This is a genomic window from Aureimonas sp. N4, assembly GCF_001463925.1.
GTDB classification, from domain to species: Bacteria; Pseudomonadota; Alphaproteobacteria; order Rhizobiales; family Rhizobiaceae; genus Aureimonas; species Aureimonas ureilytica_A.
The window spans coordinates 1-21,988 of the sequence record NZ_BBWS01000056.1 but is presented as its reverse complement, the minus strand read 5'-3'; the positions used below and the strand labels follow the sequence as shown (position 1 = coordinate 21,988).

Genomic DNA, 21,988 nt, shown 5'->3' with positions numbered 1-21,988 from the left:
CTGCGATCGTGCAGGCCTCCTTGCGGTCATGCCCTGCCGGAGCTAAATCGCGCCGGATGAAAGACAGTTCAACTCAGAGCGCGCGGTTCTTTATCGGTCAGATCGTTCGTCACCGGATCTTTCCGTTTCGTGGCGTGATCTTCGATGTCGACCCCGAATTCAGCAATACGGAAGAATGGTATCAATCCATTCCGGCTGAGGTACGGCCTCGGAAGGATCAGCCCTTCTACCATCTTTTCGCGGAGAACGCGGAGAGCGAGTATGTTGCTTATGTGTCTGAGCAGAACCTCGTCCCGGACGATACCGGCCAGAAGGTTCGTCATCCTCAGGTCGCCGATATGTTCGATGGTCCCTTTGACGGCGCTTATCGCCTGAAGGAACTGCACCGGAACTGATCCCGCGCGATTGTCGGGAGAGGATCGCGTTCTTCATATGAAACGAAAACGGCGGCCTTTCGGGCCGCCGTTTTCGTTGGGAAGGGTCCGCGCGGGTTATTGCGTGGCCTTAGCCTTGTTCTGTGCGTCTTCGAAGCGCTGGCGGCGAGCTTCCGCCTGACCCTGGAGAGCCTTGTCCAACTCCTGCTGGCGCTGGGCGAGCTCGGGCTGCGCCTTGGCCGGGCCGTCATAGGCGCCCGTGAAGCCGGACAGCGTGATCGAGATCGGGTTCGGCTGACGCTGGAAATTGGTCGACGTGATCTTGAGCGCCTTGCCCTTCTTCATCGACGCGATGATGGCGTCCGACAGCTCGACCTCGGCGATGCAGCGATCGGGGAAGCAGACGGAGTAGTTCAGCGTCTGAGGCTTGTTCTCGTCGATCTGGACCTGCACGCCAGCGGGGATCACGCGGCCGGTCGGCACGACGGCCTGCAGAACCTTCTGGTTCACCTTACCGGAAACGTTGATCAAGTTCACGGCGGTGATCAGCTGACGGGTGTCGGCGATCATCGTGTACTGCGTATTGCAGATGTTGTTCTCGCCCTGCGGCGAGCAGACCTTGAACCACTCTGCCGGGACCTGCTGCGCCGAAGCGCCCGCAACCGGCATGGCCAGTCCGGCGACAGCGGCCAGACCTGCCAGAGCCAGCGCCTGCTGAATGTTCTTGGTAAGGGTTCTCACGGTCTGTTCTTCCTTCTTTGGCGTGAGCCTCGATCCGGGTCGCGGCCTGCATAGCCCCGTCTGCGGTCTTCTGCAAATGAGGCCGTTTGAAGACATGCCCCAAGCTTGCGGCAGGCTGGCCGGGTGTAGGCAAGCCGCTGCAAAGCCGGTAGTTTCCGGCACGAAATGCCAAGGAGTTTCGGGCCTGATGTCATCGCGTAGCCTCGTCCATATCCTGCGACCGCTTGCGCTGTCAGCCGCTCTTTCGGTCGGAACGGTGCTTTCTGTCTCAGCGAGCGCTTGGGCAGCGTACGGCATTGCAATGCAGGGTGAACCGGGCCTTCCCGCCGGCTTCACCCATTTTCCCTATGCCAATCCCGATGCGCCCAAGGGCGGACGCATGGTCTACGGGGTGTTCGGCGATTTCGACAATTTGAACCCGGTCAGCGTTCGCGGCGCTCTGACGACAGCGCGTGGCATCTTTGCCGACCCCGAATTCGGCAATCTCGTGTTCGAGCCGCTGATGCAGCGCTCGGCGGACGAGCCATTCACCTATTACGGTCTGATCGCGGAAAGCGTCGAAACGGACGAGGAACGCAGCTTCGTCGAGTTCCAGCTGAACCCGGCCGCCCGCTTCTCGGATGGTAGACCCGTTCGTCCGCAGGACGTTCTGGCGACGGTCGAGCTTCTGCGCCAGCAGGGATCGGTTCGCCCGCAATATTCCAGCTGGCTGTCAAAGGTCGCCAAGGTGGAAGCGGTCGGCGAACGCGGCGTCCGCTTCACCTTCAACGAAAAGGCGGATCGCGAGCTTCCCCTCCTTCTGGCGGGTCTTCCCGTGCTACCGGCGGGCGATTTCAACGCGGAGACCATCGCACAGACGACCCTGAGGCCACCCGTCGGATCCGGGCCCTATATCATCGACCGCGTCGAGCCGGGTCAGCGCATCACCTATCGCCGCAACCCGAACTATTGGGCCAAGGATCTTCCGACCAAGCGCGGGCTCGATAATTACGACGAGATCACCGTCGAATATTACCGCGATCAGAACGCGCAGTTCGAGGCGTTCAAGAAAGGCCTGTCCTACGTCTATCTCTACCAGCAGCCCAACCCGCGCCATTGGCAAACGGCCTACGACTTCCCGGCTGTGAAGGATGGGCGTGTCATCAAGGAGGTCTTCCTGACGGGCCGCCCCGCCAATCTGAACGCCTTCTTCTTCAACACCCGCCGCGCGCCGTTCAGCGATCCGAAGGTTCGCGAAGCCCTGTCGCTTCTGTTCGATTTCGAATGGGCGAATGCCAATCTTTTCTACGGCGCCTATTCTCGGCTGACGAGCTTCTTCGACAATTCCACGCTCTCCAGCGTCGGACACCCGGCCGACGCCAAGGAGCGCGCTCTGCTGGCGCCGTTCGAAGCCGATGTGTCACCAGCCGCCATGCAGGGCGAAGAGAAGCCCCCCGTCAGCGATGGGTCCGGCAGCGACCGGGCGCTCCTGCGCCAGGCGGTCGATCTCTTGCAGGCCGACGGCTACCGTTTCGAGAATGGCCGAATGGTCGATGCCAAGGGTGTGCCGCTACGCTTCGAAATCCTCGTTCAATATAGCGATCAACAGAAGATCGCCCTCGCCTATGCGCGCACGCTGGCGCGGATCGGCGTTCAGGCCGATGTCAGGCAGGTGGACGATGCGCAGTATCAAAAGCGCAAACAGGGCTTCGACTATGACGTGACGGTCGCCGCCTTTTCGGGCACGCTGTCACCCGGCGCGGAGCAGGTGAATCGCTGGGGCTCGGCGGCGCGCGATCGCCCCGGTTCCTTCAACTATGCGGGCGTTGCCAGCCCGGCCGTCGATGCAATGATCAATGCCATCGTGACCGCGCGCTCGCGCGAGGATTTCGTGGCGGCCACGCGTGCCTATGACCGCGTTCTGATCAGCGGTCACTATGTCGTGCCGCTCTATTATATCGGCGAGCAGTGGCTGGCGCGCTGGTCCTTCATCCAGCACCCGGAGGTCACGCCGCTGACGGGTTTCTACCTTCCCAGCTTCTGGCGCGATCCCAAGAGTGAATAGCGAAGGCGGCTTATGCCGCCTTCTTCTGACCCTCTTCCGCAAAGCGCGCGAGCTGGGTGGCGATCGTCGCTGCGCCGTTGAGCCGCTGTTCCGGCTTGTCCCAGATGCGTGACAGAACGATCGACTGATCCGGCCGGATTTTCGCAGCCGGGCCCTGTTCGCCGATATAGCGCACGAGCGCTGCGGGGTTGGCGAAGGTTTTCTCGCGGAACTGGATGACGAGCCCTTTCGGACCGGCATCGAGCTTCTCGATATTGGCCTTGCGGCACAAGGCCTTGATGAACACGACCTTCAGCAGATGCTCGACTTCCACGGGCAGCTTGCCGAAACGGTCGATCATTTCCGCGCCGAACGCATCGATCTCGCGGGCATGCTCCAACTCGGCCAAGCGGCGATAGAGCGTCATGCGAAGCTGGAGATCGGGCACGTAGCTTTCGGGGATCATGACGGCGGTGCCGAGCGAGATCTGCGGCGACCACGTGCCATCAGTCTCGACCTCGACGCCCTTCATTTCGGCGACGGCCTCCTCCAGCATCTGCTGATAAAGCTCGAAGCCGACTTCCTTGATATGACCGCTCTGCTCGTCTCCGAGGAGATTGCCGGCGCCGCGCTGATCGAGGTCGTGGCTCGCCAGCTGGAAGCCCGCGCCGAGCGTGTCGAGAGACTGAAGCACCTTGAGGCGACGATCCGCCCCCGCCGTCGGCGTCTTGTTGGCGGGAATGGTCAGGAGCGCATAGGCGCGCTGCTTCGAGCGCCCGACGCGGCCACGCAGCTGATAGAGCTGCGCCAGACCGAACATATCCGCACGATGAACGATCATCGTGTTGGCAGACGGAATATCGAGCCCGGACTCCACGATGGTCGTGGAGAGAAGGACATCGTAGCGGCCTTCATAAAAGGCGTTCATGATATCATCGAGCTCGCCGGCCGGCATCTGGCCATGCGCCACCGCCACCTTCAACTCTGGCACCTGTTCGTCCAGGAACTCCTTGATGCCGGCAAGATCCGCAAGCCGCGGCGCGACATAGAAACTCTGGCCGCCCCGATAGCGCTCGCGCAGCAGTGTCTCGCGCACCACCAGAGGGTCGAAGGGCGTGACGAAAGTGCGCACCGCCATGCGGTCCACGGGCGGCGTGGTAATCAGCGAGAGTTCGCGAACGCCGGTCAGCGCCAGTTGCAGCGTGCGGGGGATCGGCGTGGCGGAAAGCGTCAGGACGTGAATGTCCGACTTCAGCTCCTTCAGCCGCTCCTTGTGCTTGACGCCGAAATGCTGCTCCTCGTCGATAATAAGAAGGCCGAGGTTTTTGAAGCTCATGCCCTTGCCGAGAACGGCATGAGTACCGACCACGATGTCCACCGTGCCGGCCGTTAGACCCTTCTTGGTCTCGTTGAGGTCTTTGGCGGTGACGAGCCGGGACGCTTGCGCGAGGTTGAGCGGCAGGCCCCGGAAACGCTCAGAGAACGTCTTGAAATGCTGGCGCGCCAGAAGCGTCGTCGGAACCACGACCGCCACCTGCAACCCGTTCATGGCGGCCACGAAGGCCGCGCGCAGCGCGACCTCCGTCTTGCCGAAGCCGACATCGCCGCACACCAAACGATCCATCGGCCAGCCCTGACCGAGATCGTCGGTCACCGCTTCGATGGCGTTCATCTGGTCTTCGGTTTCCTCATAGGGGAAACGTGCCTGGAATTCGGCCCAGAGACCTTCGGGCGGCAGAAGCCTCGGCGCGCCGCGCATCTCGCGTTCGGCGGCGATGCGGATGAGGCCGCCCGCCATGTCCAGAAGCCGCTTCTTGAGCTTCGCCTTGCGCGCTTGCCACGCGCCTCCACCCAGCTTGTCGAGGATCGTCTCCGTCCCCTCGCCGCCATAACGCGAGAGCAGTTCGATGTTTTCGACTGGCAGGAACAGCCGGTCGTCATTGGCATAACGCAGTTCGAGACAGTCGTGCGGCGCGCCCATCGCTTCGATGGTGCGCAGGCCGACAAAGCGCCCGATGCCGTGATCCACATGGACCACGATGTCGCCCTCGTTGAGGCCTGTGACTTCGGAGATATAGTCCGCGCCGCGCTTCTTGCGCCTGGCGCGGCGGACCAGACGGTCGCCCAGGATATCCTGCTCGCCGACCACGACGAAGCGATCGGTCTCGAAACCCGCCTCGACGCCCAGAACGGCCGTCGCGACCATGTTCCGGCCGATCTCCAGCGCCTGTTTCAGCGTTTCGACCGCCTTGATATTGCCGAGGCCGTGCTCCTCGACGACCTGCGTCAGCCGCTCGCGCGAGCCCTCTGACCATGCGGCCAAGATCACTTGCTTACCGCCTGCGCGCAGGCGCGAAATATGGTCCACCGCAGCGGAGAAGACGTTCACGTCGCCCGCCTGCCGCTCGGCTGCGAAGTCGCGCCCGCGATGTACGTCGAGATTGACGACATCGGTCTGAAAGCCGGCATCCGTGATCGCGTAGGATGACAGGCGAACGGGATCGGCGCTGGCGAGTCCGCCGGCCAGCTCGTCCTCCGTCAAGTAAAGTTCCTGGGGCCCGAGCGGATTATAGGGCACGGATTCCGCGCTCTTTTCCGCCACGCCCTGACGACGCGCCTCATAATAGTCCTGCACGAGCTTGCGCCGCTCGGCGATCGCCTCCGTCACGAGGTGGTCCAGCACCAGCGGAAAGCCCGAGATGTAGTCGAACAGCGTTTCGACGCGTTCATAGAAGAGCGGCAGCCAGTGCTCCATGCCAGAGAACCGACGCCCTTCGCTGATCGACGTATACAGCGCGTCGTTGCGCGAGGGGGCTCCGAAGCGCTTGACGTAGTTCGAGCGAAACCTCGAAATCGTCTCGTCCTTTAGCGAGATTTCCGAGACCGGGGCGAGTTCGAACGTCTTGCGCTGGCCGGTCGTGCGCTGCGTCGCGGGGTCGAAGGAGCGAATGGATTCCAGCGTGTCGCCGAAGAAATCGAGCCGAACCGGCTCTTCGTCGCCCGGCGCAAACAGATCGAGAATGCCGCCGCGAACAGCGAACTCGCCGCGCTCGCGCACGGTCGCCACGCGCTCGAACCCGCCCCGCCCCAGCACCTGAACGATATGGTCCATGGAGATGCGGCCGCTGGCGCGGGCCGAGATCGTCTCGTCCTCCAGCACCTGACGCGGCGGCATTTTTTGAAGCATCGCGTTGGCGCTGGTCAGGATCAGCGCCCGATGCGGCTCGCGTCGAAGTGCGGCGATGGAGGATATGGCCGAGAGACGACGGGCGGCCGCTTCCGAGGAAGGGCCGACGCGATCATAGGGAAGGCAGTCCCAGGCCGGCAGCGCGAGGACCGGCAGGTCGGGCGCGATGAAGCGCAGGGCGTCCTCGATCTCGCCCATACGGTTACCGTCCCGCATGACGAAGACGATCGGTCGATCTTTGCCGCGCGCGCGAGCGATCTCGGCGAGCAGGAAGGGCTCGTAACCGTCCAGCACATTGCCGATACGCAGTCCGACACCCTTTTCGAGCGCTTTCTTCAGGACGGCCGGGCTGCTCACGATGCGTCCATCTGGTTCAGGGCATAGAAGGACTTGATGCGCTGAAACACCGGCGTGTCGTAATTGGCCGGTGTCTCCTGCGTTCCCGTGAGCCAGGAGAAGAGATCGCGGTCGGGCGCTTCCATCAGATGCTCGTAGATCGTCAGATCGTCGTCGCTGAGCGAGCCGATCTCAGCGTCGGCAAAGCGGCCGAGCACCAAATCCATTTCGCGCGTCCCGCGATGCCAGGAGCGGAACAGCGCCTTGCGGCGGCGCGGTTCGAGATCGCTGGAAGAGCGTGTGGTTCCGGTCATCGCGATCGTCCGATTTTCTCTGGAGCTGAAACACATGTATCCGCCCGCCTCGCCTGTTTCGCGCGACGTCCGGTCCTTGCGGGCTTTATATAGTTGCCCCGCGAAGGCCTGTCAGCCTATGCGCGCAGGAGAACAGACGATAAACACCGCCCCATGCGCCCATCTGCCCTCGATCCGCTTTTCGCCTCCGTATCGACGCTCTCGGGCGTCGGGCCGAAAGTGTCCGTCCTGATCGGTGGACTGGTTGCACCGCCCGGAGCCGGCGGCGTCGCCAAGGTACGCGACCTCCTGTTCCACATGCCGAGCGGGGCTATCGACCGTCGTCGGCGCGAGAAGATCGCTTCGGCGCCGGAGGGCGCGATCGTCACGCTCGAAGTGCGAATCGATCACTACCAATTTCCCTCGCGGGAGGCCCGCAACCAGCCGACGCGGGTCATTGCGCAGGACAGTTCCGGCGAAATCGCCCTCACCTACTTCCGCGCGCAGTCTCAATGGCTGGAGAAGCTGTTTCCGCTTGGCGAGACGCTCCTCGTGTCCGGCAAGGTGGATCGCTTCAACGGCCGCGCGTCGATGGTGCATCCCGACTTCGTGGGAAGTGCCGAAGACGCCGCGAGCCTGCCGCTCGTGGAGCCCGTTTATCCCATGACCGGGGGGCTCTCGCCCAAGGTCCTGCGGCGCGGGATCGCGAGCGCGCTCGAACGGCTCCCCGAGCTTCCCGAATGGATCGAACCGGGCGTTCGATCCCGCGCGTCGTTTCCGCCCTTCCGCACAGCCTTGGAAAGCCTCCATAAGCCACAGGATCCCGGCGACCTAGACTTCACCAAGCCGGCCTATCGTCGACTGGCCTATGACGAATTTCTCGCAAGCCAGTTGGCCCTCGCCCTCTCGCGGCGTCGAATGAAGCAGGAGGCGGGCCGCTCGCTTGGAACCGACGGCTCGCTGCGCGGCCGCGCGGAAGCCGCTCTCCCGTTTCGCCTGACACCGGGGCAGAGCGAAGCCTTGTCTGAGATCTTCGCCGATATGGCCCGGTCCGAGCGGATGGTGCGTCTCCTGCAGGGCGATGTCGGCGCGGGAAAGACGGTCGTGGCGCTCCTCGCCATGGCCGCTGCCAAGGAGTCCGGCGCTCAATCGGCATTGCTCGCGCCGACGGAAATCCTCGCGCGGCAGCATTTCGCCGGGCTTAGCCGCTATTGCGACGCGGCCGGGCTGTCGATCGCGCTGCTGACCGGCCGCGACTCCGGCAAGACGCGGGACGGCAAGCTCGCCGCCATCGGAAATGGAGACATCGACATTATCGTGGGCACCCATGCCCTGTTTCAGGAGGATGTGATCTATCGCGACCTCGGGCTGGTCGTGGTGGATGAGCAGCATCGTTTCGGGGTCGAGCAGCGTTTGAGCCTCACCCGCAAGGGCAATGCGCCGGACCTTCTCGTCATGACGGCAACCCCCATTCCGCGCACGCTCGTTCTGGCGGCCTTCGGGGACATGGACGTGTCGAGGCTCCATGGAAAGCCGGCCGGCCGCAAACCCATCACGACCGTCGCCGTGTCTTTCGATCGGCTGGAGGAGGTCGTCGCACGCGCCGGGCGCGCCATCGATGAGGGCGAAAAGCTTTATTGGGTCTGTCCGCTGGTGGAAGAAACCGAGACGAGCGATCTGACGGCTGCCGAGGAACGTGCGGAAGTCCTTCGGCAATTCTTCGGGGATCGCGTCGGCCTTGTGCATGGACGCATGACCGGGCCGGAGAAAGACGCCGCGATGGCGGACTTCAAATCGGGCCGCACGCGGATCATCGTGGCGACGACCGTGATCGAAGTCGGCGTCGACGTGCCGGATGCGTCGATCATCGTGATCGAACATGCCGAACGCTTCGGCTTGTCGCAGTTGCATCAGCTTCGCGGGCGGGTCGGTCGCGGTTACAAGCCCTCGTCCTGTGTGCTGCTCTATCGCGCGCCGCTGGGCGAAACAGCCAAGGCACGTCTAGCCGTGATGCGGGAAACCGAAGACGGCTTTCGAATCGCCGAAGAGGATCTGAAGCTGCGCGGCGAAGGCGATCTCCTGGGAACGCGGCAGTCGGGAATGCAGACATTCCGGATCGCCAATCTGGAGGCCCATGCCGACCTGATGGAGACCGCGCGCGACGATGCGCGGCTCCTGATCGCGACCGACCCGGACCTGAAGTCCGTGAGGGGCGAAGCCGTCCGCGCCCTCCTCTACCTCTTCGGCAAAGATGACGCGATCAAGCTCCTGCGCGCCGGCTGACCGCTACTCGACCGTCACGGATTTCGCGAGATTGCGCGGCTGATCGACATCCGTGCCCATCTGGACCGCCGTGTGATAGGCCAGGAGTTGCAGCGGAACGCTGTAGACGATCGGCGTCAGGATTTCGGGCATCTCCGGCAGAAGGATCGTCTGCGCTGAAACGCCCTTGCCTGCTTCCGCCCCGCGCTCGTCGGTGAACAGGACAATCCGGCCGCCACGGGCCGCGACTTCCTGCATGTTGGAGACGGTCTTCTCGAACACCCGGTCGAACGGAGCCACGACCACCACCGGCATGGTCTCGTCGATCAGCGCGATCGGCCCATGCTTGAGCTCACCCGCCGCATAGCCCTCCGCGTGGATGTAGCTGATCTCCTTCAGCTTCAACGCGCCTTCCATGGCGAGCGGGAACGAGAAGCCGCGCCCGAGGAATAGGGCATGGCGGTAGGTCGCCATTTCGCGGGCCAGCGCTTCGATCTGGGGCTCGACATGGAGCGCGGCGTTGATCATGCGCGGCGCCTCGGCGAGCGCCCGCGTCAGTTCCTGTTCCTGAGCGCTGGAGAGAACACCCCGCTGCACACCGGCACGCACCGACAGGGCCGCCAGGGCTGTCAGCTGGCAGGTGAAGGCCTTGGTTGAGGCAACGCCGATCTCTGGCCCCGCCAGCGTCGGCAGAGCCGCATCCGCTTCGCGGGCGATCGTGGAACCCGCGACATTGACGACGGCTGCGGTCTTGAGGCCCTCCGCCTTGGCGTAGCGAAGCGACGCGAGAGTGTCAGCCGTTTCGCCCGACTGCGAAATGAAGAGCGACAGATCAACGTCACTCAGCGGGCTTTCGCGATAGCGAAACTCGGAGGCCACATCGAGATCGCAGGCGATGCGGCCATAGCGCTCGAAATAGTATCGACCGACCATGCCGGCGTAGAAGCCGGTTCCGCAGGCGGAGATCGCCATGCGACGAACGCCCGTGAAATCAAGCTCCGCGCCCAGCGGAATACGCGTCTCGCCTGTGGTCATGTCCACGAAGGCTCCGAGCGTATGGCCGATCACCTCGGGCTGCTCGTAGATTTCCTTCTGCATGAAGTGACGATAATTGCCCTTATCGACATAATGCTGCTTGCCGACGGCCCGGTGGCGAGGCCGCTCCACGGGTCGGTTGTCGGCGTCAAAGATGTGCGCGGCGTCTCGCCCAATCACCGCCCAGTCGCCATCTTCGAGATAGGTCACTTCATCGGTGAAGGGCGACAGGGCGATCGCATCGGAACCGAGGAACATCTCGCCTTCGCCATGACCGATCGCCAGGGGCGGTCCCGAACGCGCGGCCATAACGGTGGTCGGATCGTCCTCGAAGATCACCGCCAGCGCATAGGCTCCCGTGATCGCCTTCAACAGTCTTTCCATCGCCTCGCGGCGGCTCGAGCCTTGCCGGCGATAGCGCGCCAAAAGATGCGCTACGACTTCCGTATCGGTCTGGCTGGTGAAGGCTGCGCCTTCGGCTTGTAGCTCGCGCTTCAGCTCGGCGAAGTTTTCGATGATGCCGTTGTGAACCACCGCCACGCCATCACCAAAATGCGGGTGTGCGTTCGTCTCGTTCGGAATACCATGCGTGGCCCAGCGTGTGTGCCCAATCCCGATCGTGCCGCCCAGAGGTTGGTCGGCGAGAACCGCTTCCAAGTTGCGCAGCTTCCCAGCCGCGCGCCGGCGCTTCAACTGGCCTCCCTCCAGCGTGGCGATACCGGCGGAATCGTATCCCCGATATTCCAGCCGCTTCAGTGAATCCACGAGGCGGGTCGCGACGGGGGTCTGGCTGATGATGCCGATAATGCCACACATGCCGAAAGGTCCTTCAGGTAAGCGATGGCACCGGGAGACGCGCCATGGATTTCATAGCGGTTTCACCCGAACCCGTAGCTCAAATTTGATAGCGGGAGTTCGAAGACGGGGGGTATCTTCAGGTCTTGGCGGCTTTGCGAGCGGCGTTGCGTTCGTTGATCTCACGGCCCCGACCGTCCTTCACCACCTGACGCGTACGCGCGATGGCCAGCGCATAGGCTGGGACGTCCTCGGTCACCGTGCTGCCCGATCCGATATAAGCGCCATCACCGATCGAAAGAGGCGCGACCAGCGCGGAGTTGGAGCCGATAAAGGCTCTTGCCCCAATCTCCGTCCGGTACTTGTTGTAGCCATCGTAATTGCAGGTGATCGTGCCTGCGCCGATATTGGTTTCGGCGCCGATGCTGGCGTCGCCGAGATAGGTCAGATGACTGACCTTGGCGCCCTCGCCGACCGTCGTGCTTTTGATCTCGACGAAATTGCCGACTTTCGCCCCCGCACGAAGATCGGCGCCCGGGCGCAACCGTGCGTAGGGGCCGACCGAGGCCTTCGAGCCGACACTCGCCCCCTCGAGATGACTGAAAGCATGGATCACCGCGCCGCTGCGAACCACCACGCCGGGTCCGAAAACGACATTCGGCTCGATCACCACATCCGGCTCCACCACCGTATCGGCGGCGAAAAACACGGTTTCCGGGGCGACGAGCGTGACGCCCGACAGCATCATCTCCTCGCGCCGGCGCGCCTGCCACAAGGATTCGACGCGCGCCAGTTCCAGCCGCGTGTTGACGCCCAGAACGTCCTCTTCGTCCGCCGTTACCATTCGGACCGGAAGCCCTTCCTCGCGCGCGATAGCCACGACATCCGTCAGGTAGAACTCGCCCTTGGCATTCTCATTGCCGATGCGCGTGAGGAGCTTCAAAGCCAAACGGCCATCGAGCGCCATCACGCCGCCGTTGCAGAGATCGATCCTCCGTTCGGCCTCGGAGGCGTCCTTTTCCTCGCGAATGGCGACGAGATCGGCGCCTTCGAGAATGAGGCGGCCGTAACCCTGCGGCTTGGATGTTCGGAAGCCGACCACGCAGACGGCTGTGCCAGCTACGATCTCCGCCCGTGCGGCCTTCAGCGTTTCGGCCCGCACGAGTGGCGTATCCCCGAACAGGATCAGGACGTCATCGAATCCTTGCTCCAAGACGCGGCGTGCGGCCAGAGCCGCATGAGCGGTTCCCAAGCGCTGCTCCTGCGAGACATGGCGCAGCGAGGGATCAAAGGACGACAAAAGGCTGATCACGCTTTCCGCGTCCCGTCCCGTCACCACGACGGTTTCCGTTGAGCCAGCTGCCATTGCGGCATCGACCGCATGCAGGACAAGCGGGCGATGCGCCACTTTGTGCAGCACCTTCGCCCGTGACGATTTCATCCGGGTTCCCTCGCCGGCAGCCAGAACGATGGAGAGGCAGGTGCGGATCATCGGCAGCTTTCCGGGATGGTGAGAATGGGATTCGACTGGGCGGGAGCCATACGAAGCTCAGCCGATTTTTTGAAGGGCTGGGAATGTTTCCAAGAGCCAAAACGACATCGCCTGCATTCCACCCGTCAGGAACAGAATACCCGTGACGACCAGCATGACGCCCATCAACTTCTCAATCAGTCCGAAATGGGCACGAATGCGGCTGGCCGCGCGCAGGAAACTCGCGGAAAAGGCCGCCGCCAGAACGAAGGGAATTCCGAGGCCGGCGGAATAAAGGCTCAAGAGAACCATTCCTTCCGTCACGGATTGCCGCGCGCCGGCTAGACCCAGGATCAGACCGAGCACGGGGCCGATGCAGGGGGTCCAGCCAAACGCGAAAGCCAGACCCATCAAATAGGCACCGCCCAGTGATCGTCGGGGCGCGTCCGCTTGAAACCGCGCCTCGCGCGACAGAAAATCGAGTCTGAGAACACCGAGGAACTTCAGGCCCATAAGGATAATGCCGATGCCGGCGATCAATCCGAGCCAATCGAGATTGCGGCGGAGCAACTGGCCGAGCGTGCTGGCTCCCGCTCCCAGGAGAACGAAGACGGTGGAGAATCCGAGCACGAAGACGATCGCGGTCCAGACCAGTCTTCCGTAGCCCGCGCGATCCTCGACGTGACCGCGACGCAACTCGTCGGCTGATACACCTGCCATATAGCAAAGGTATGGCGGAACGAGGGGAAGAACGCAGGGTGATAGGAACGACAGGGCACCCGCCAGGATCGCGGTCGGATAGGACAGGTCGGCGATCAAAACGGAACCCTTGTCTGCAAAACATCATCCGGCACGCTTCCATCGGTCTTACGCCGAACCCATGCGGCATTCAAACCCTGGGGACGATCGCATGAAAGCGGTTGACCACAGCCGGTGAGCTTTCTATGGTTCGCGCATTCCAAACATGGCTCCATGTTGGTTCGAGCGCGTAGCTCAGTTGGTAGAGCACGTGACTTTTAATCATGTGGTCGTGGGTTCGAGTCCCACCGCGCTCACCACTCGCTCCCTTAACAGATTGATACATGAAGTCGTATTACCTGCACGGGCGGCGCCAGTGTATTGATACTGGTCGTTCGTACGTCGTCGTAGCCTTTGGTTAAGGACGTTACGCGTTTTCGTCTATGCCCAAAGGAACGTTAGCGAAGGAGACGTTAGGCTAGCCTCTCCTGCATGGGCGGCACTCGGTGATGGACCTGTCGATTCCAACCCTACAGTTCACCGACTTCGTCGTCTTCGCGATCTCGGCCGTCGTGTTTTTCGTCTGCTGGCTGCTGCAGCCGATGAAGCGCCATTTTCTGTTGTTCAGCGCAAGCTTCGCGCTTTGTGCGGGACTGTCCGTCTGGTTCGTCGATTTCGGCTACTATGGAAGCATCTGGTCGACCGTTGGCTGGGTGCTGGCGGGCTCGCTGTTCTGGAGCGGATTTCGAGTTTTCGATGGTCGCAGTCCGGTCACTCTCGCGATGGTGCTTTTTGGCCTTCTGCCGGCCGGGGCTCATCTGACGGCCACGGCGGTGGGCTTGGCGGGGGATCAGGTCAACATGGCGAGCACGCTCGCCTATGCGATGCACGAGGCGGCCGTCGCCCGCTATGTCTATACGGCTGGTGTGCCGCGCTCGCCGACCCGAAAGCTGGCCGCCTTCGCGCTTCTCATGATCGCAGTGGCGATCTGTCTTCCGCTACTGCCGATCCCGGCGGAGCAGGCTCCTCAAATGGTCATCGTGATCTTCATCGTGGATCATATCACCACGATCCTTCTGACCACCCTCATCCTCGCCCTCGAAGCCGAACGAGCCTATCTGGCGATGGAGCATCAGGCGCGCACAGATCCTTTGACCAAGGTGCTCAATCGCGAGGGCTTGTCGCAGGCCCTGAAAGGACATGGCGGACATGCCGGATTCATTCTCGCCGATCTCGATCACTTCAAATCGATCAATGATCGATTCGGCCATGCGGCTGGTGACGAGGTTCTGCGCGAGTTCGCCGAACGGGCGGCCGCACTCATGCCCGAGGGCGGTCATATCGCCCGCCTGGGTGGGGAAGAATTCGTGCTCGTCGTGACAGGCCGCGAGGTGCAGGCCACCGTCTGCCTGGCGGAAGCTCTCCGGCTTATCGTTCAGCGCCTGCCCATCCCTTGGAACGGAGGAGCGATCGGCGTCACGGTCAGCCTAGGCGTCGCTCTGTCGAACAGCCGATCCGAGCTTCTCACCGTGCTGGAGCGTGCCGACGGCGCGCTCTACGCCGCCAAGCAGGCAGGGCGAAACCAGGTCCGCGTCGCCTGACCATCAGGCCTTGGGAACGCGTTCCAAATCTCGCAGCCACGCCGCCGCGCTGCCGTCGGATGGCGCGCGCCAGTCGCCACGCGGCGACAGGCTGCCCCCTGCCGAGACCTTGGGTCCGTTCGGCATCGCTGTTCGCTTGAACTGGCTCGTCTGGAAGAAGCGGATCAGGAATCGCTCCAGCCAATGGCGGATGATCTCCAGATCGTAGGCGTTCTTTTTGGCCTCGGGGAAATGGACGGGCCAAGCACCTGCCTGACGATTATGCCAAGCGTGATAGGCCATGAAGGCGACCTTCGCGGGCGGCTGGCCGTAGCGCATCGTATGGAACAGGAAGAAATCGTTGAGCTCGTAAGGCCCGATCTTCGATTCCGTGCTCTGCAGGGCTCCGGTCGCATCGGCCGGAACAAGCTCGGGCGAAATCTCCGTGTCGAGAATCGCATCGAGAACACGGCCCGTCTCCGCATCGAACTGGCCCGAGGAAACGGTCCAGCGAATAAGATATTGGATCAACGTCTTCGGGATGCCGGCATTGACGCCGTAATGGCTCATCTGATCACCGACGCCATAGGTGCACCAGCCGAGAGCCAGTTCCGACAGATCGCCGGTGCCGATAACGAAGCCGTTGCGCTGGTTGGCGAGGCGGAACAGATAGTCCGTGCGAAGCCCCGCCTGCACATTCTCGAACGTGATGTCATAGACCGGTTCGCCCTGTGAGAAGGCATGGCCCATGTCGGCCAGCATCTGGCGCGCGGCAGGCCGAATATCAATTTCGGCGGCTTCAATTCCCAAAGCTTTCATCAGAGCCCAGGCATTGCCCTTGGTCGTGTCACCCGTCGCGAAGCCTGGCATGGTGAAGCCGAGAATCGTGGTCCGTGGCAAAGAGAGCACGTCGCAGGCCTTGGCCGCGACGATCAAGGCATGGGTGGAGTCGAGACCGCCGGAGACGCCGATCACCATTCGGTCTCCCGGCGTTGATTCGAACCGCTTGATGAGCGCATGAACCTGGATGTTGAAGGCCTCGTAGCAGTCTTGGTCGAGCCGCGCAGGGGCGTCGGGCACGTAGGGAAAGCGCCGGATGTGGCGCTCGAGACCCTTGTCGGCATAATCCGGCTGCAGGAGGAATTCGACGCGGCGGAATGTCCGTTCGGGGTTGCCGGCGCGCACGGCCGCATCGTTGAAGGTCGGCATGCGCATCCGCTCCAGCCGCAGACGCTGCAAATCGACATCGGCGACCGTCAATTGCGGCTCGCGGGAAAAGCGCTCGGACTCGGCGAGACAATCGCCCAACTCGTAGATCATCGCCTGCCCGTCCCAGGACAGATCGTTGCTGCTTTCCCCGCCGCCGGCCGCCGAATACATATAGGCCGCCATGCATCGCATCGCTTGGGCAGAAGTCAGGATATGCCGGTCGGCCGACTTGCCGACCACGATGTTCGAGGCCGAAAGATTGCAAAGGAGCAGCGCGCCGGCCAGCGCCCCTTCGATCGAAGGGGGTGCGGGAGCCCAGAAGTCTTCGCAGACCTCCATATGGAAGATGAAATCCTTGAGATCGGCTGCGGCAAAGAGAAGGTCGGTGCCGAAGGGGACCGTCTGCCCGGCCACGTCGATCTCGGCTCCGGTGATCCCGCTGCCGGAAGCGAACCAACGCTTTTCGTAATACTCGCGGTAGTTCGGCAGGAAAACCTTCGGAACGACGCCGAGGATCACGCCGCGAAGGATCGCAATCGCGCAATTGTAAAGCCGCCCGTTGCGGCGCAGCGGCGCACCGATCAGCAGAACGGGCGAGAGATCGGCCGAAGCGCGAAGGATGGCGCTGATCGCCTGCTCGACATCGTCCAGAAGCGCATCCTGCAAGTGCAGATCATCGATCGCATAGGCCGAAACGCTGAGTTCGGGGAAGACGATCAGATCGACGCCGCGCTCCGTGGCCCGGCGCGCCTCGGTGACAATCGACTCGCCGTTTCGCTGGGGATCGCCCACATGGGCCTTGGGCGTCGAAACAGCGACGCGGACGAACCCGTGCTCGTGAAGAGAGAAGAACCGAACGGAACGATCCTGTTGCTCGTCGATGATCATCGGGTCTCTGCCTCATCTGATATGTCGCTCGATCCGTGAGGTGGATGACATCTGGCCAGAATCAACGCGGATCGTTTGCTCATCCTATCTCAGAGCCTGCGATTTTGCCGTGCGTCTATCGATCTTTCCGGAGTAGCCGGGAACGACAAGCCGCCCTTCCCCGTCCTGCAGCGGAAAGGAACGCCCATGACACGCCAGGACAGCGAGCTACGCTTCGGTCCGATCGGACCGAACGCGCTTCATATTTGCGTCGATCTGCAACGTCTCTTCGCGGAAGACACGGACTGGAAGACGCCCTGGATCGCGCGCGTTCTGCCACGGGTGGAACGCATAGCAACCGTACACGCCGAGCGGACGATCTTCACGCGGTTCATACCTGCCCGCCGCGCCGGAGAGGGACACGGCACATGGCGACGCTATTACGAACGCTGGGAATCGATGACGCTCGAGCGGCTGGGCGACGAGATGGCGGATCTCGTTCCATCACTCTCCTTTCTCGCGCCGCCGGCCGCGATCTTCGATAAGACGGTCTATTCTCCTTGGGTGGATCCCCGGTTTGACGAGATGATGCAGGCTCGTCACGCCGACACATTGGTCATTACAGGTGGGGAAACCGATGTCTGTGTGCTCGGGACAGTTCTAGGCGCTGTGGATCGCGGCTATCGGGTGATCGTCGTCATGGACGCGCTCTGCTCTTCCAGCGACGCGGCGCATGATGCCCAGATGGCGGTCTATCAGGGACGCTACGGACAGCAGGTCGAAACGCTAACCACGGACGATCTCTTGCGGCACTGGGCTTGACGCGCGGCGAGAGTGCTCCATCTCGGCGCCATAGCGGGTCGCGTACAATTTGGTGAAGTGCCTTCATCGGGTTGCAATCTTCCGCAGCTATAGATGCATCAAGCGTTCGGCACGGGCGGCTTTCGGCGTCCCACCCGCCTCTCGTCGCACCGAGCCGAATGCTTGCTTTCCAAGGCCGTATGGGTCGAGCTATCAGCCAGCGTCCTCCTTGTCCCGAAAGCCATTTCATCCATGAACCATTGCGATGTAGCCATTGTGGGCGCGGGCGCAGCTGGGCTCGGCGCCGCCACTCGCCTTGCGGCCGCCGGGCGTTCGATCCTTCTTTTGGAGGCGCGAGACCGATTGGGCGGTCGGGCTCACACGGTTCTGTCCCGAGATGGAGCGCCGATCGATCTCGGTTGCGAATGGCTCCATTCCGCCGATCGGAATCCCCTGGTTCCCCTGTTCGAAAGCAAGGGACTGGAGGTGGATCGAACCCGTCCGCGCTGGGATGAGCAGGAGGGAAACCGTGGCTTCACCAAGGCGGAGCAGGCCGAGTTCGCGGCGGCCTTCGATGCGTTCGACGACCGGCTGGAAGCCGCTTCGAAGAATGCGACGGACGGCCCCGCCTCTGCCTATCTCGAACCCGGCTGCCGCTGGAACGGACTGATCGACGCCATCAGCAGCTATTACAATGGCACCGAGTTCGAGCGAGTCTCGGTGTTCGACTACGGGCGCTATGTCGATACGGGCGAAAACTGGCGTTTGCCGGGCGGCTACGGCGCGGCGCTCGTGTCCTTGGCGAAGGGCCTGTCATACCGACTGAATGTCCGCGTTCTGGCAATCGAAGATCGCCTCCGCGGCTCAGTGCTTCGAACCAGCGCGGGCGATCTCGAAGTGCGGCATGTCGTCGTAACGCTGCCGACCGCCATCCTCGCGCAGGGCGAGCTGAAGCTCCCCTCTCGTTATGCCGCCAAGATCGAGGCGGCCGCTGGCCTGCCGCTGGGGCTCGCCAACAAGGCTTTCCTCAAGCTCGGCAACCCTGAGCCCTTCTCCGAGGAAGGGCATCTGTTCGGCCGGATCGATAGGGCGGCGACAGGCAGCTACAATCTACGCCCCTTCGGCCGTCCGCTGATCGAAGCCTTCTTTGGTGGCCGGCACGCTGCGGCTTTGGAGACCGAGGGACCGGGCGCCACGACGGCCTTCGCTCTTGAAGAACTGCGCGGCCTTTACGGCAGCGACATCGTCAAAACCATCACCCCGGATTGCGAGACTCATTGGGGACAGGAAACGTTTTCACGCGGGTCCTATTCCCATGCCCTGCCCGGCCATGCGGAGGCGCGACGCATCCTCGCCGAGCGACTGGACGATCGCATCGCCTGGGCGGGAGAAGCCACGCATGAAAGCGCCTTCTCCACGGCGCACGGTGCATGGGAAACTGGCCTTCGGGCGGCAGAGGAAATTCTCTCGCTCGGCTAACGTCAGCCGCCCCGTCTCGTCCGCTGGGCGACGCCGCTACTCGCGGCCCGCGATCCAGACGCGCCCGAGCGAGAGGTCTGGCCGCAGCCAGACGAAATCGGCGCTCATGCCGGGACGCAGAAAACCTCGGCTGTCCGATATGCCAAGGAAGCGAGCCGGATTGGCGGTCGCCATTCGTAACGCTTCTTCCCTGGCGATACCGGTCGTATCCACGAGATAGCGCACGGCATCATGCAGGGAGATGTCGCAGCCTGCCAGCGTGCCATCGTCCAGCGTTAGACGCCCGCCTTCGCGCGTCGCTCGGCGTCCACCCAGATCGAACACATTGCCGGCGCTGCCGACGGTTGGCATCGCGTCGGAAATGGCGATCATGCGATTCGCGCCCTTCTTGGCGCGAAGGGCGAGATCGACCATGGCGGGATGGACATGGTGGCCATCGGCGATGATGCTGGCCCAGACATCGGGCGAATCCAGCGCCGCGCCCACCACGCCGGGCGCACGATGGCCGAGCTGACTCATGGCGTTGAAGAGATGCGTGACGCAGCTGGCACCCGCCGCGATGGCGGCTCGAACGTCCTCGTAGCTCCCGTCGCAATGGCCGATCGAAACGCGGATGCCGGCCTGCACGAGTTTGGCGATCTGGTCCGGCCGCACGGATTCCGTCGCAACCGTGATCAGGAACGGTCTGACATCCACCGCGCAGAGTTTGACGACATCCTCGTCCGACATGGCGCGCACGCACGCGGCCTCATGCGCGCCCTTGCGCTTGAGCGCGATGAACGGCCCTTCCACATGGATGCCGCCGCAGCCCGGCACGCCCTCGCTCATAGCCTTGCGAACAGCCTCGATCGCCGCGAACGTGACCTCTTCGCGATCCGTGATAACGGTTGGCAGAAGGTAGGTCGTGCCGAACGTTCGATGGGCGGCGCAGATCGCGCGCACGCCATCAACTGTCGGCTGGTCGTTCAGGAGAACGCCCCCACCGCCATTCACCTGAATATCCACGAAGCCGGGCGCGATGACGCCGCCATCGCCATATTCCACGGTGACGTCGGGGTCGGTGACCGGCTCTTCCTGCAACGCCTCGATCAAACCGTCCCGCACGATCAACGCGGCGTTTCGAAGCGTGCGAACGCCGTCGAAGATATCGATACCGGAAATCGCGAATCGGGACATGACACGGAGCCTCGAACTCTGGGGTTTACCCTCAGGCATAACAGCCAGATGCCGCCCATGATACCGACGCATGCCGTCGTGCTTTCGGGTTGGGGAAGAAACGCGTGGGAATGGCTTGCGTCCTGCGGGATAGGAATTAGGTTCGCAGCGATGCTCAAAGGGGTGGGCACCCACCAACCTCGGATATTGGATGCCCATGCGACAGACGAGCCGACCCGTGGCCCTGCTGGCGAGCGAAAGCGCGGAGGCGCAGGACGCTCTCCAGCGTCTGCAAAGTCTTTACGAGACCGTCGATCCTGAATTGGCCGAAGTTGTGGTGGCGCTGGGCGGCGACGGCTTCATGCTCCACGTGCTTCACCGCTTCATGGACACGGGCAAGCCGATCTACGGCATGAACAAGGGAACGATTGGGTTCCTCATGAACGAGTATCGGGAGGACGATCTCGCCGAGCGCTTGGACCAAGCCGTTCAGAGCGAGATTCGCCCCCTTCAGATGACGGCGATCGATGAAGTGGGAATGCGACATACCGCGCTTGCGATCAACGAAGTCGCGCTGTTCCGCCAATCCTACCAAGCCGCGCGGCTGAAAATTTCGATCGACGGGCGCACGCGGCTGGAGGAACTGGTCTGCGACGGCGTGCTCGTGGCGACCCCCACCGGCTCCACGGCGTATAACCTCTCCGCTCAGGGGCCTATCATTCCCATCGAAGCGCCGCTTCTGGCGCTGACGCCCGTTAGCGCTTTTCGTCCGCGTCGCTGGCGCGGCGCGCTGCTGGCCAACAGGCAGGTGGTCGACATCGAAGTGCTGGAGTCGGAGAAGCGACCGGTCAACGCGGTCGCGGATCATCGTGAGGTGAAGTCGGTTCAGCGGATCGAGATTCGCGAGGTTCGGGATCTCAGCAGTTTGATTCTCTTCGACCCAGAACATTCGTGGGACGAGCGCATCCTGGCCGAACAGTTCCGCTACTGACGGGCCGTCCGAAACGCATCAAGCGGCGAGATGACGTTCGAGGCGATGGCGCATCGCGGAGCGCTGCGTCTCGCTCGACAGAATTTCCAGGAGATCGAGAAGAGCTGCCTCTGCGGCGGTGCCTTCATGTCTTTGCCGACCGACCAGCCGTTGAATGACGGATGCCGCGACATCGGCCGCGTCGATCTCGTCCTGGCCGGACGCATCCTTCCAGACTCGAATGGCGGCGAGAAGCAGCGGGACGACGGCGGGCGGAAACCCGGCCGATCGCACCAGAGCGGCGAAGGCGGGCTCGCGCGCTTCCGCGATGATGGCGCGAACGCGGCGCTCCGAATGGCCGGTCAGTAGCGAGAGCGCAGCGGCGAAAAGATCGATCCGGCCCGAGCATACGGCTTTCAGGAGAACGGCCACCGTCAGGGCGCCCTGCGCGCGCAGGTGCTGAGAGAACTCCACCACATCTTCCGGAGCGACCTCTTCGATCACGGCGGAGATCGCCCGATCCTGAACTTCCATCCTCAGCCGCTCGGTTCGCTCCGCTCCGAGCAGTCCGGTGACGAGATTGGACTGGATCAGGCTGTCCGACAAAGACTGGAGAAGACCATGGCGAACATCGGCGGGAAGATCGCCGCGCTCCAGGAGAAGCTCGCGAAT

At 62.9% G+C, this 21,988-nt stretch carries 16 protein-coding genes and 1 tRNA gene; 8 read left to right on the top strand and 9 right to left on the bottom strand.

The window, feature by feature from the left end:
* Nucleotides 1-56: 56 nt before the first annotated feature.
* Nucleotides 57-395, top strand: coding sequence for a heat shock protein HspQ (hspQ, locus tag AUL28_RS19570; protein ID WP_058598407.1), 339 nt, complete (start codon nucleotides 57-59; stop codon nucleotides 393-395).
* A gap of 96 nt (nucleotides 396-491) precedes the next feature.
* Here the strand turns inward: hspQ and AUL28_RS19565 are convergent, their stop codons facing one another.
* A complete protein-coding gene (locus tag AUL28_RS19565) occupies nucleotides 492-1,043 on the bottom strand; it encodes an invasion associated locus B family protein (protein ID WP_374700784.1) in 552 nt (183 codons plus the stop codon).
* A 259-nt stretch (nucleotides 1,044-1,302) separates the two neighbouring features.
* On the opposite strand from AUL28_RS19565, the gene AUL28_RS19560 reads away from it, so the two are divergent.
* Nucleotides 1,303-3,159, top strand: a complete 1,857-nt coding sequence (locus AUL28_RS19560) for an extracellular solute-binding protein (RefSeq protein WP_062236041.1) — start codon at nucleotides 1,303-1,305, stop codon at nucleotides 3,157-3,159.
* Nucleotides 3,160-3,169: 10 nt separating this feature from the next.
* Here AUL28_RS19560 and mfd read toward each other — a convergent pair whose 3' ends face one another.
* The gene (mfd, locus tag AUL28_RS19555; RefSeq protein ID WP_062236037.1) at nucleotides 3,170-6,682 is read right to left on the bottom strand and encodes a transcription-repair coupling factor; all 3,513 of its coding nucleotides are present in this window, start codon (nucleotides 6,680-6,682) and stop codon (nucleotides 3,170-3,172) included.
* On the bottom strand, nucleotides 6,679-6,975 hold the full coding sequence (locus AUL28_RS19550; RefSeq protein WP_058598411.1) for an FAD assembly factor SdhE: 297 nt from the start codon (nucleotides 6,973-6,975) through the stop codon (nucleotides 6,679-6,681). Before AUL28_RS19550 ends, mfd begins: the two co-directional genes overlap by 4 nt.
* 153 nt (nucleotides 6,976-7,128) lie before the next feature.
* Here AUL28_RS19550 and recG point away from each other — a divergent pair, with 153 nt between their 5' ends.
* Nucleotides 7,129-9,237, top strand: a complete 2,109-nt coding sequence (recG, locus tag AUL28_RS19545; RefSeq protein WP_062236034.1) for an ATP-dependent DNA helicase RecG — start codon at nucleotides 7,129-7,131, stop codon at nucleotides 9,235-9,237.
* A 3-nt stretch (nucleotides 9,238-9,240) separates the two neighbouring features.
* Here recG and glmS read toward each other — a convergent pair whose 3' ends face one another.
* The 3 genes from glmS to AUL28_RS19530 all read right to left on the bottom strand — a co-directional run bounded on the left by glmS (nucleotide 9,241) and on the right by AUL28_RS19530 (nucleotide 13,336).
* Nucleotides 9,241-11,067 (bottom strand): glutamine--fructose-6-phosphate transaminase (isomerizing), encoded by a 1,827-nt coding sequence (glmS, locus tag AUL28_RS19540; RefSeq protein ID WP_062236031.1) that lies wholly within the window; start codon nucleotides 11,065-11,067, stop codon nucleotides 9,241-9,243.
* 118 nt (nucleotides 11,068-11,185) lie between these two features.
* Entirely contained in the window at nucleotides 11,186-12,538 is a 1,353-nt protein-coding gene (glmU, locus tag AUL28_RS19535; RefSeq protein WP_062236028.1) for a bifunctional UDP-N-acetylglucosamine diphosphorylase/glucosamine-1-phosphate N-acetyltransferase GlmU, read from the bottom strand.
* A 57-nt stretch (nucleotides 12,539-12,595) separates the two neighbouring features.
* Nucleotides 12,596-13,336: a cytochrome c biogenesis CcdA family protein gene (locus AUL28_RS19530; RefSeq protein ID WP_062236026.1), complete on the bottom strand. Its 741-nt coding sequence runs from the start codon at nucleotides 13,334-13,336 to the stop codon at nucleotides 12,596-12,598.
* 163 nt (nucleotides 13,337-13,499) lie between these two features.
* Between AUL28_RS19530 and AUL28_RS19525 the strand changes: the two genes are divergently transcribed.
* Together AUL28_RS19525 and AUL28_RS19520 are read left to right on the top strand one after the other, a co-directional pair.
* Nucleotides 13,500-13,575, top strand: a tRNA-Lys gene (locus tag AUL28_RS19525).
* Between the two features lie 189 nt (nucleotides 13,576-13,764).
* On the top strand, nucleotides 13,765-14,856 hold the full coding sequence (locus AUL28_RS19520; RefSeq protein ID WP_244493575.1) for a GGDEF domain-containing protein: 1,092 nt from the start codon (nucleotides 13,765-13,767) through the stop codon (nucleotides 14,854-14,856).
* 3 nt (nucleotides 14,857-14,859) lie between these two features.
* Here AUL28_RS19520 and AUL28_RS19515 read toward each other — a convergent pair whose 3' ends face one another.
* Nucleotides 14,860-16,932, bottom strand: a complete 2,073-nt coding sequence (locus AUL28_RS19515; RefSeq protein WP_062236019.1) for an NAD(+) synthase — start codon at nucleotides 16,930-16,932, stop codon at nucleotides 14,860-14,862.
* Nucleotides 16,933-17,118: 186 nt separating this feature from the next.
* Here AUL28_RS19515 and AUL28_RS19510 point away from each other — a divergent pair, with 186 nt between their 5' ends.
* Together AUL28_RS19510 and AUL28_RS19505 are read left to right on the top strand one after the other, a co-directional pair.
* On the top strand, nucleotides 17,119-17,733 hold the full coding sequence (locus AUL28_RS19510) for a cysteine hydrolase family protein (RefSeq protein WP_062236016.1): 615 nt from the start codon (nucleotides 17,119-17,121) through the stop codon (nucleotides 17,731-17,733).
* 231 nt (nucleotides 17,734-17,964) lie between these two features.
* Complete coding sequence (locus tag AUL28_RS19505) at nucleotides 17,965-19,191, top strand: flavin monoamine oxidase family protein (protein WP_062236013.1); 1,227 nt, start codon at nucleotides 17,965-17,967, stop codon at nucleotides 19,189-19,191.
* A gap of 36 nt (nucleotides 19,192-19,227) precedes the next feature.
* On the opposite strand, the gene nagA is transcribed toward AUL28_RS19505, so the two are convergent.
* Complete coding sequence (gene nagA, locus AUL28_RS19500) at nucleotides 19,228-20,367, bottom strand: N-acetylglucosamine-6-phosphate deacetylase (RefSeq protein ID WP_062222502.1); 1,140 nt, start codon at nucleotides 20,365-20,367, stop codon at nucleotides 19,228-19,230.
* A 196-nt stretch (nucleotides 20,368-20,563) separates the two neighbouring features.
* Between nagA and AUL28_RS19495 the strand changes: the two genes are divergently transcribed.
* Nucleotides 20,564-21,337 carry an NAD kinase gene (locus tag AUL28_RS19495; RefSeq protein ID WP_058635338.1) on the top strand — a complete coding sequence of 258 codons (774 nt, stop codon included), beginning with the start codon at nucleotides 20,564-20,566 and terminating at the stop codon, nucleotides 21,335-21,337.
* 18 nt (nucleotides 21,338-21,355) lie between these two features.
* Here the strand turns inward: AUL28_RS19495 and AUL28_RS19490 are convergent.
* A partial coding sequence (locus AUL28_RS19490; protein WP_156420100.1) for a DUF2336 domain-containing protein occupies nucleotides 21,356-21,988 on the bottom strand: 633 nt, incomplete at its 5' end.

Bases quoted from the DNA above. Each gene is read 5' to 3' on its own strand.
- hspQ (WP_058598407.1), top strand. From the start codon at position 57: ATGAAAGACAGTTCAACTCAGAGCGCGCGGTTCTTTATCGGTCAGATC.
- AUL28_RS19565 (WP_374700784.1), bottom strand. From the start codon at position 1,043: ATGCCGGTTGCGGGCGCTTCGGCGCAGCAGGTCCCGGCAGAGTGGTTC.
- AUL28_RS19560 (WP_062236041.1), top strand. From the start codon at position 1,303: ATGTCATCGCGTAGCCTCGTCCATATCCTGCGACCGCTTGCGCTGTCA.
- AUL28_RS19550 (WP_058598411.1), bottom strand. From the start codon at position 6,975: ATGACCGGAACCACACGCTCTTCCAGCGATCTCGAACCGCGCCGCCGC.
- recG (WP_062236034.1), top strand. From the start codon at position 7,129: ATGCGCCCATCTGCCCTCGATCCGCTTTTCGCCTCCGTATCGACGCTC.
- glmS (WP_062236031.1), bottom strand. From the start codon at position 11,067: ATGTGTGGCATTATCGGCATCATCAGCCAGACCCCCGTCGCGACCCGC.
- glmU (WP_062236028.1), bottom strand. From the start codon at position 12,538: ATGATCCGCACCTGCCTCTCCATCGTTCTGGCTGCCGGCGAGGGAACC.
- AUL28_RS19520 (WP_244493575.1), top strand. From the start codon at position 13,765: ATGGACCTGTCGATTCCAACCCTACAGTTCACCGACTTCGTCGTCTTC.
- AUL28_RS19515 (WP_062236019.1), bottom strand. From the start codon at position 16,932: ATGATCATCGACGAGCAACAGGATCGTTCCGTTCGGTTCTTCTCTCTT.
- AUL28_RS19510 (WP_062236016.1), top strand. From the start codon at position 17,119: ATGACACGCCAGGACAGCGAGCTACGCTTCGGTCCGATCGGACCGAAC.
- AUL28_RS19505 (WP_062236013.1), top strand. From the start codon at position 17,965: ATGAACCATTGCGATGTAGCCATTGTGGGCGCGGGCGCAGCTGGGCTC.
- nagA (WP_062222502.1), bottom strand. From the start codon at position 20,367: ATGTCCCGATTCGCGATTTCCGGTATCGATATCTTCGACGGCGTTCGC.
- AUL28_RS19495 (WP_058635338.1), top strand. From the start codon at position 20,564: ATGCGACAGACGAGCCGACCCGTGGCCCTGCTGGCGAGCGAAAGCGCG.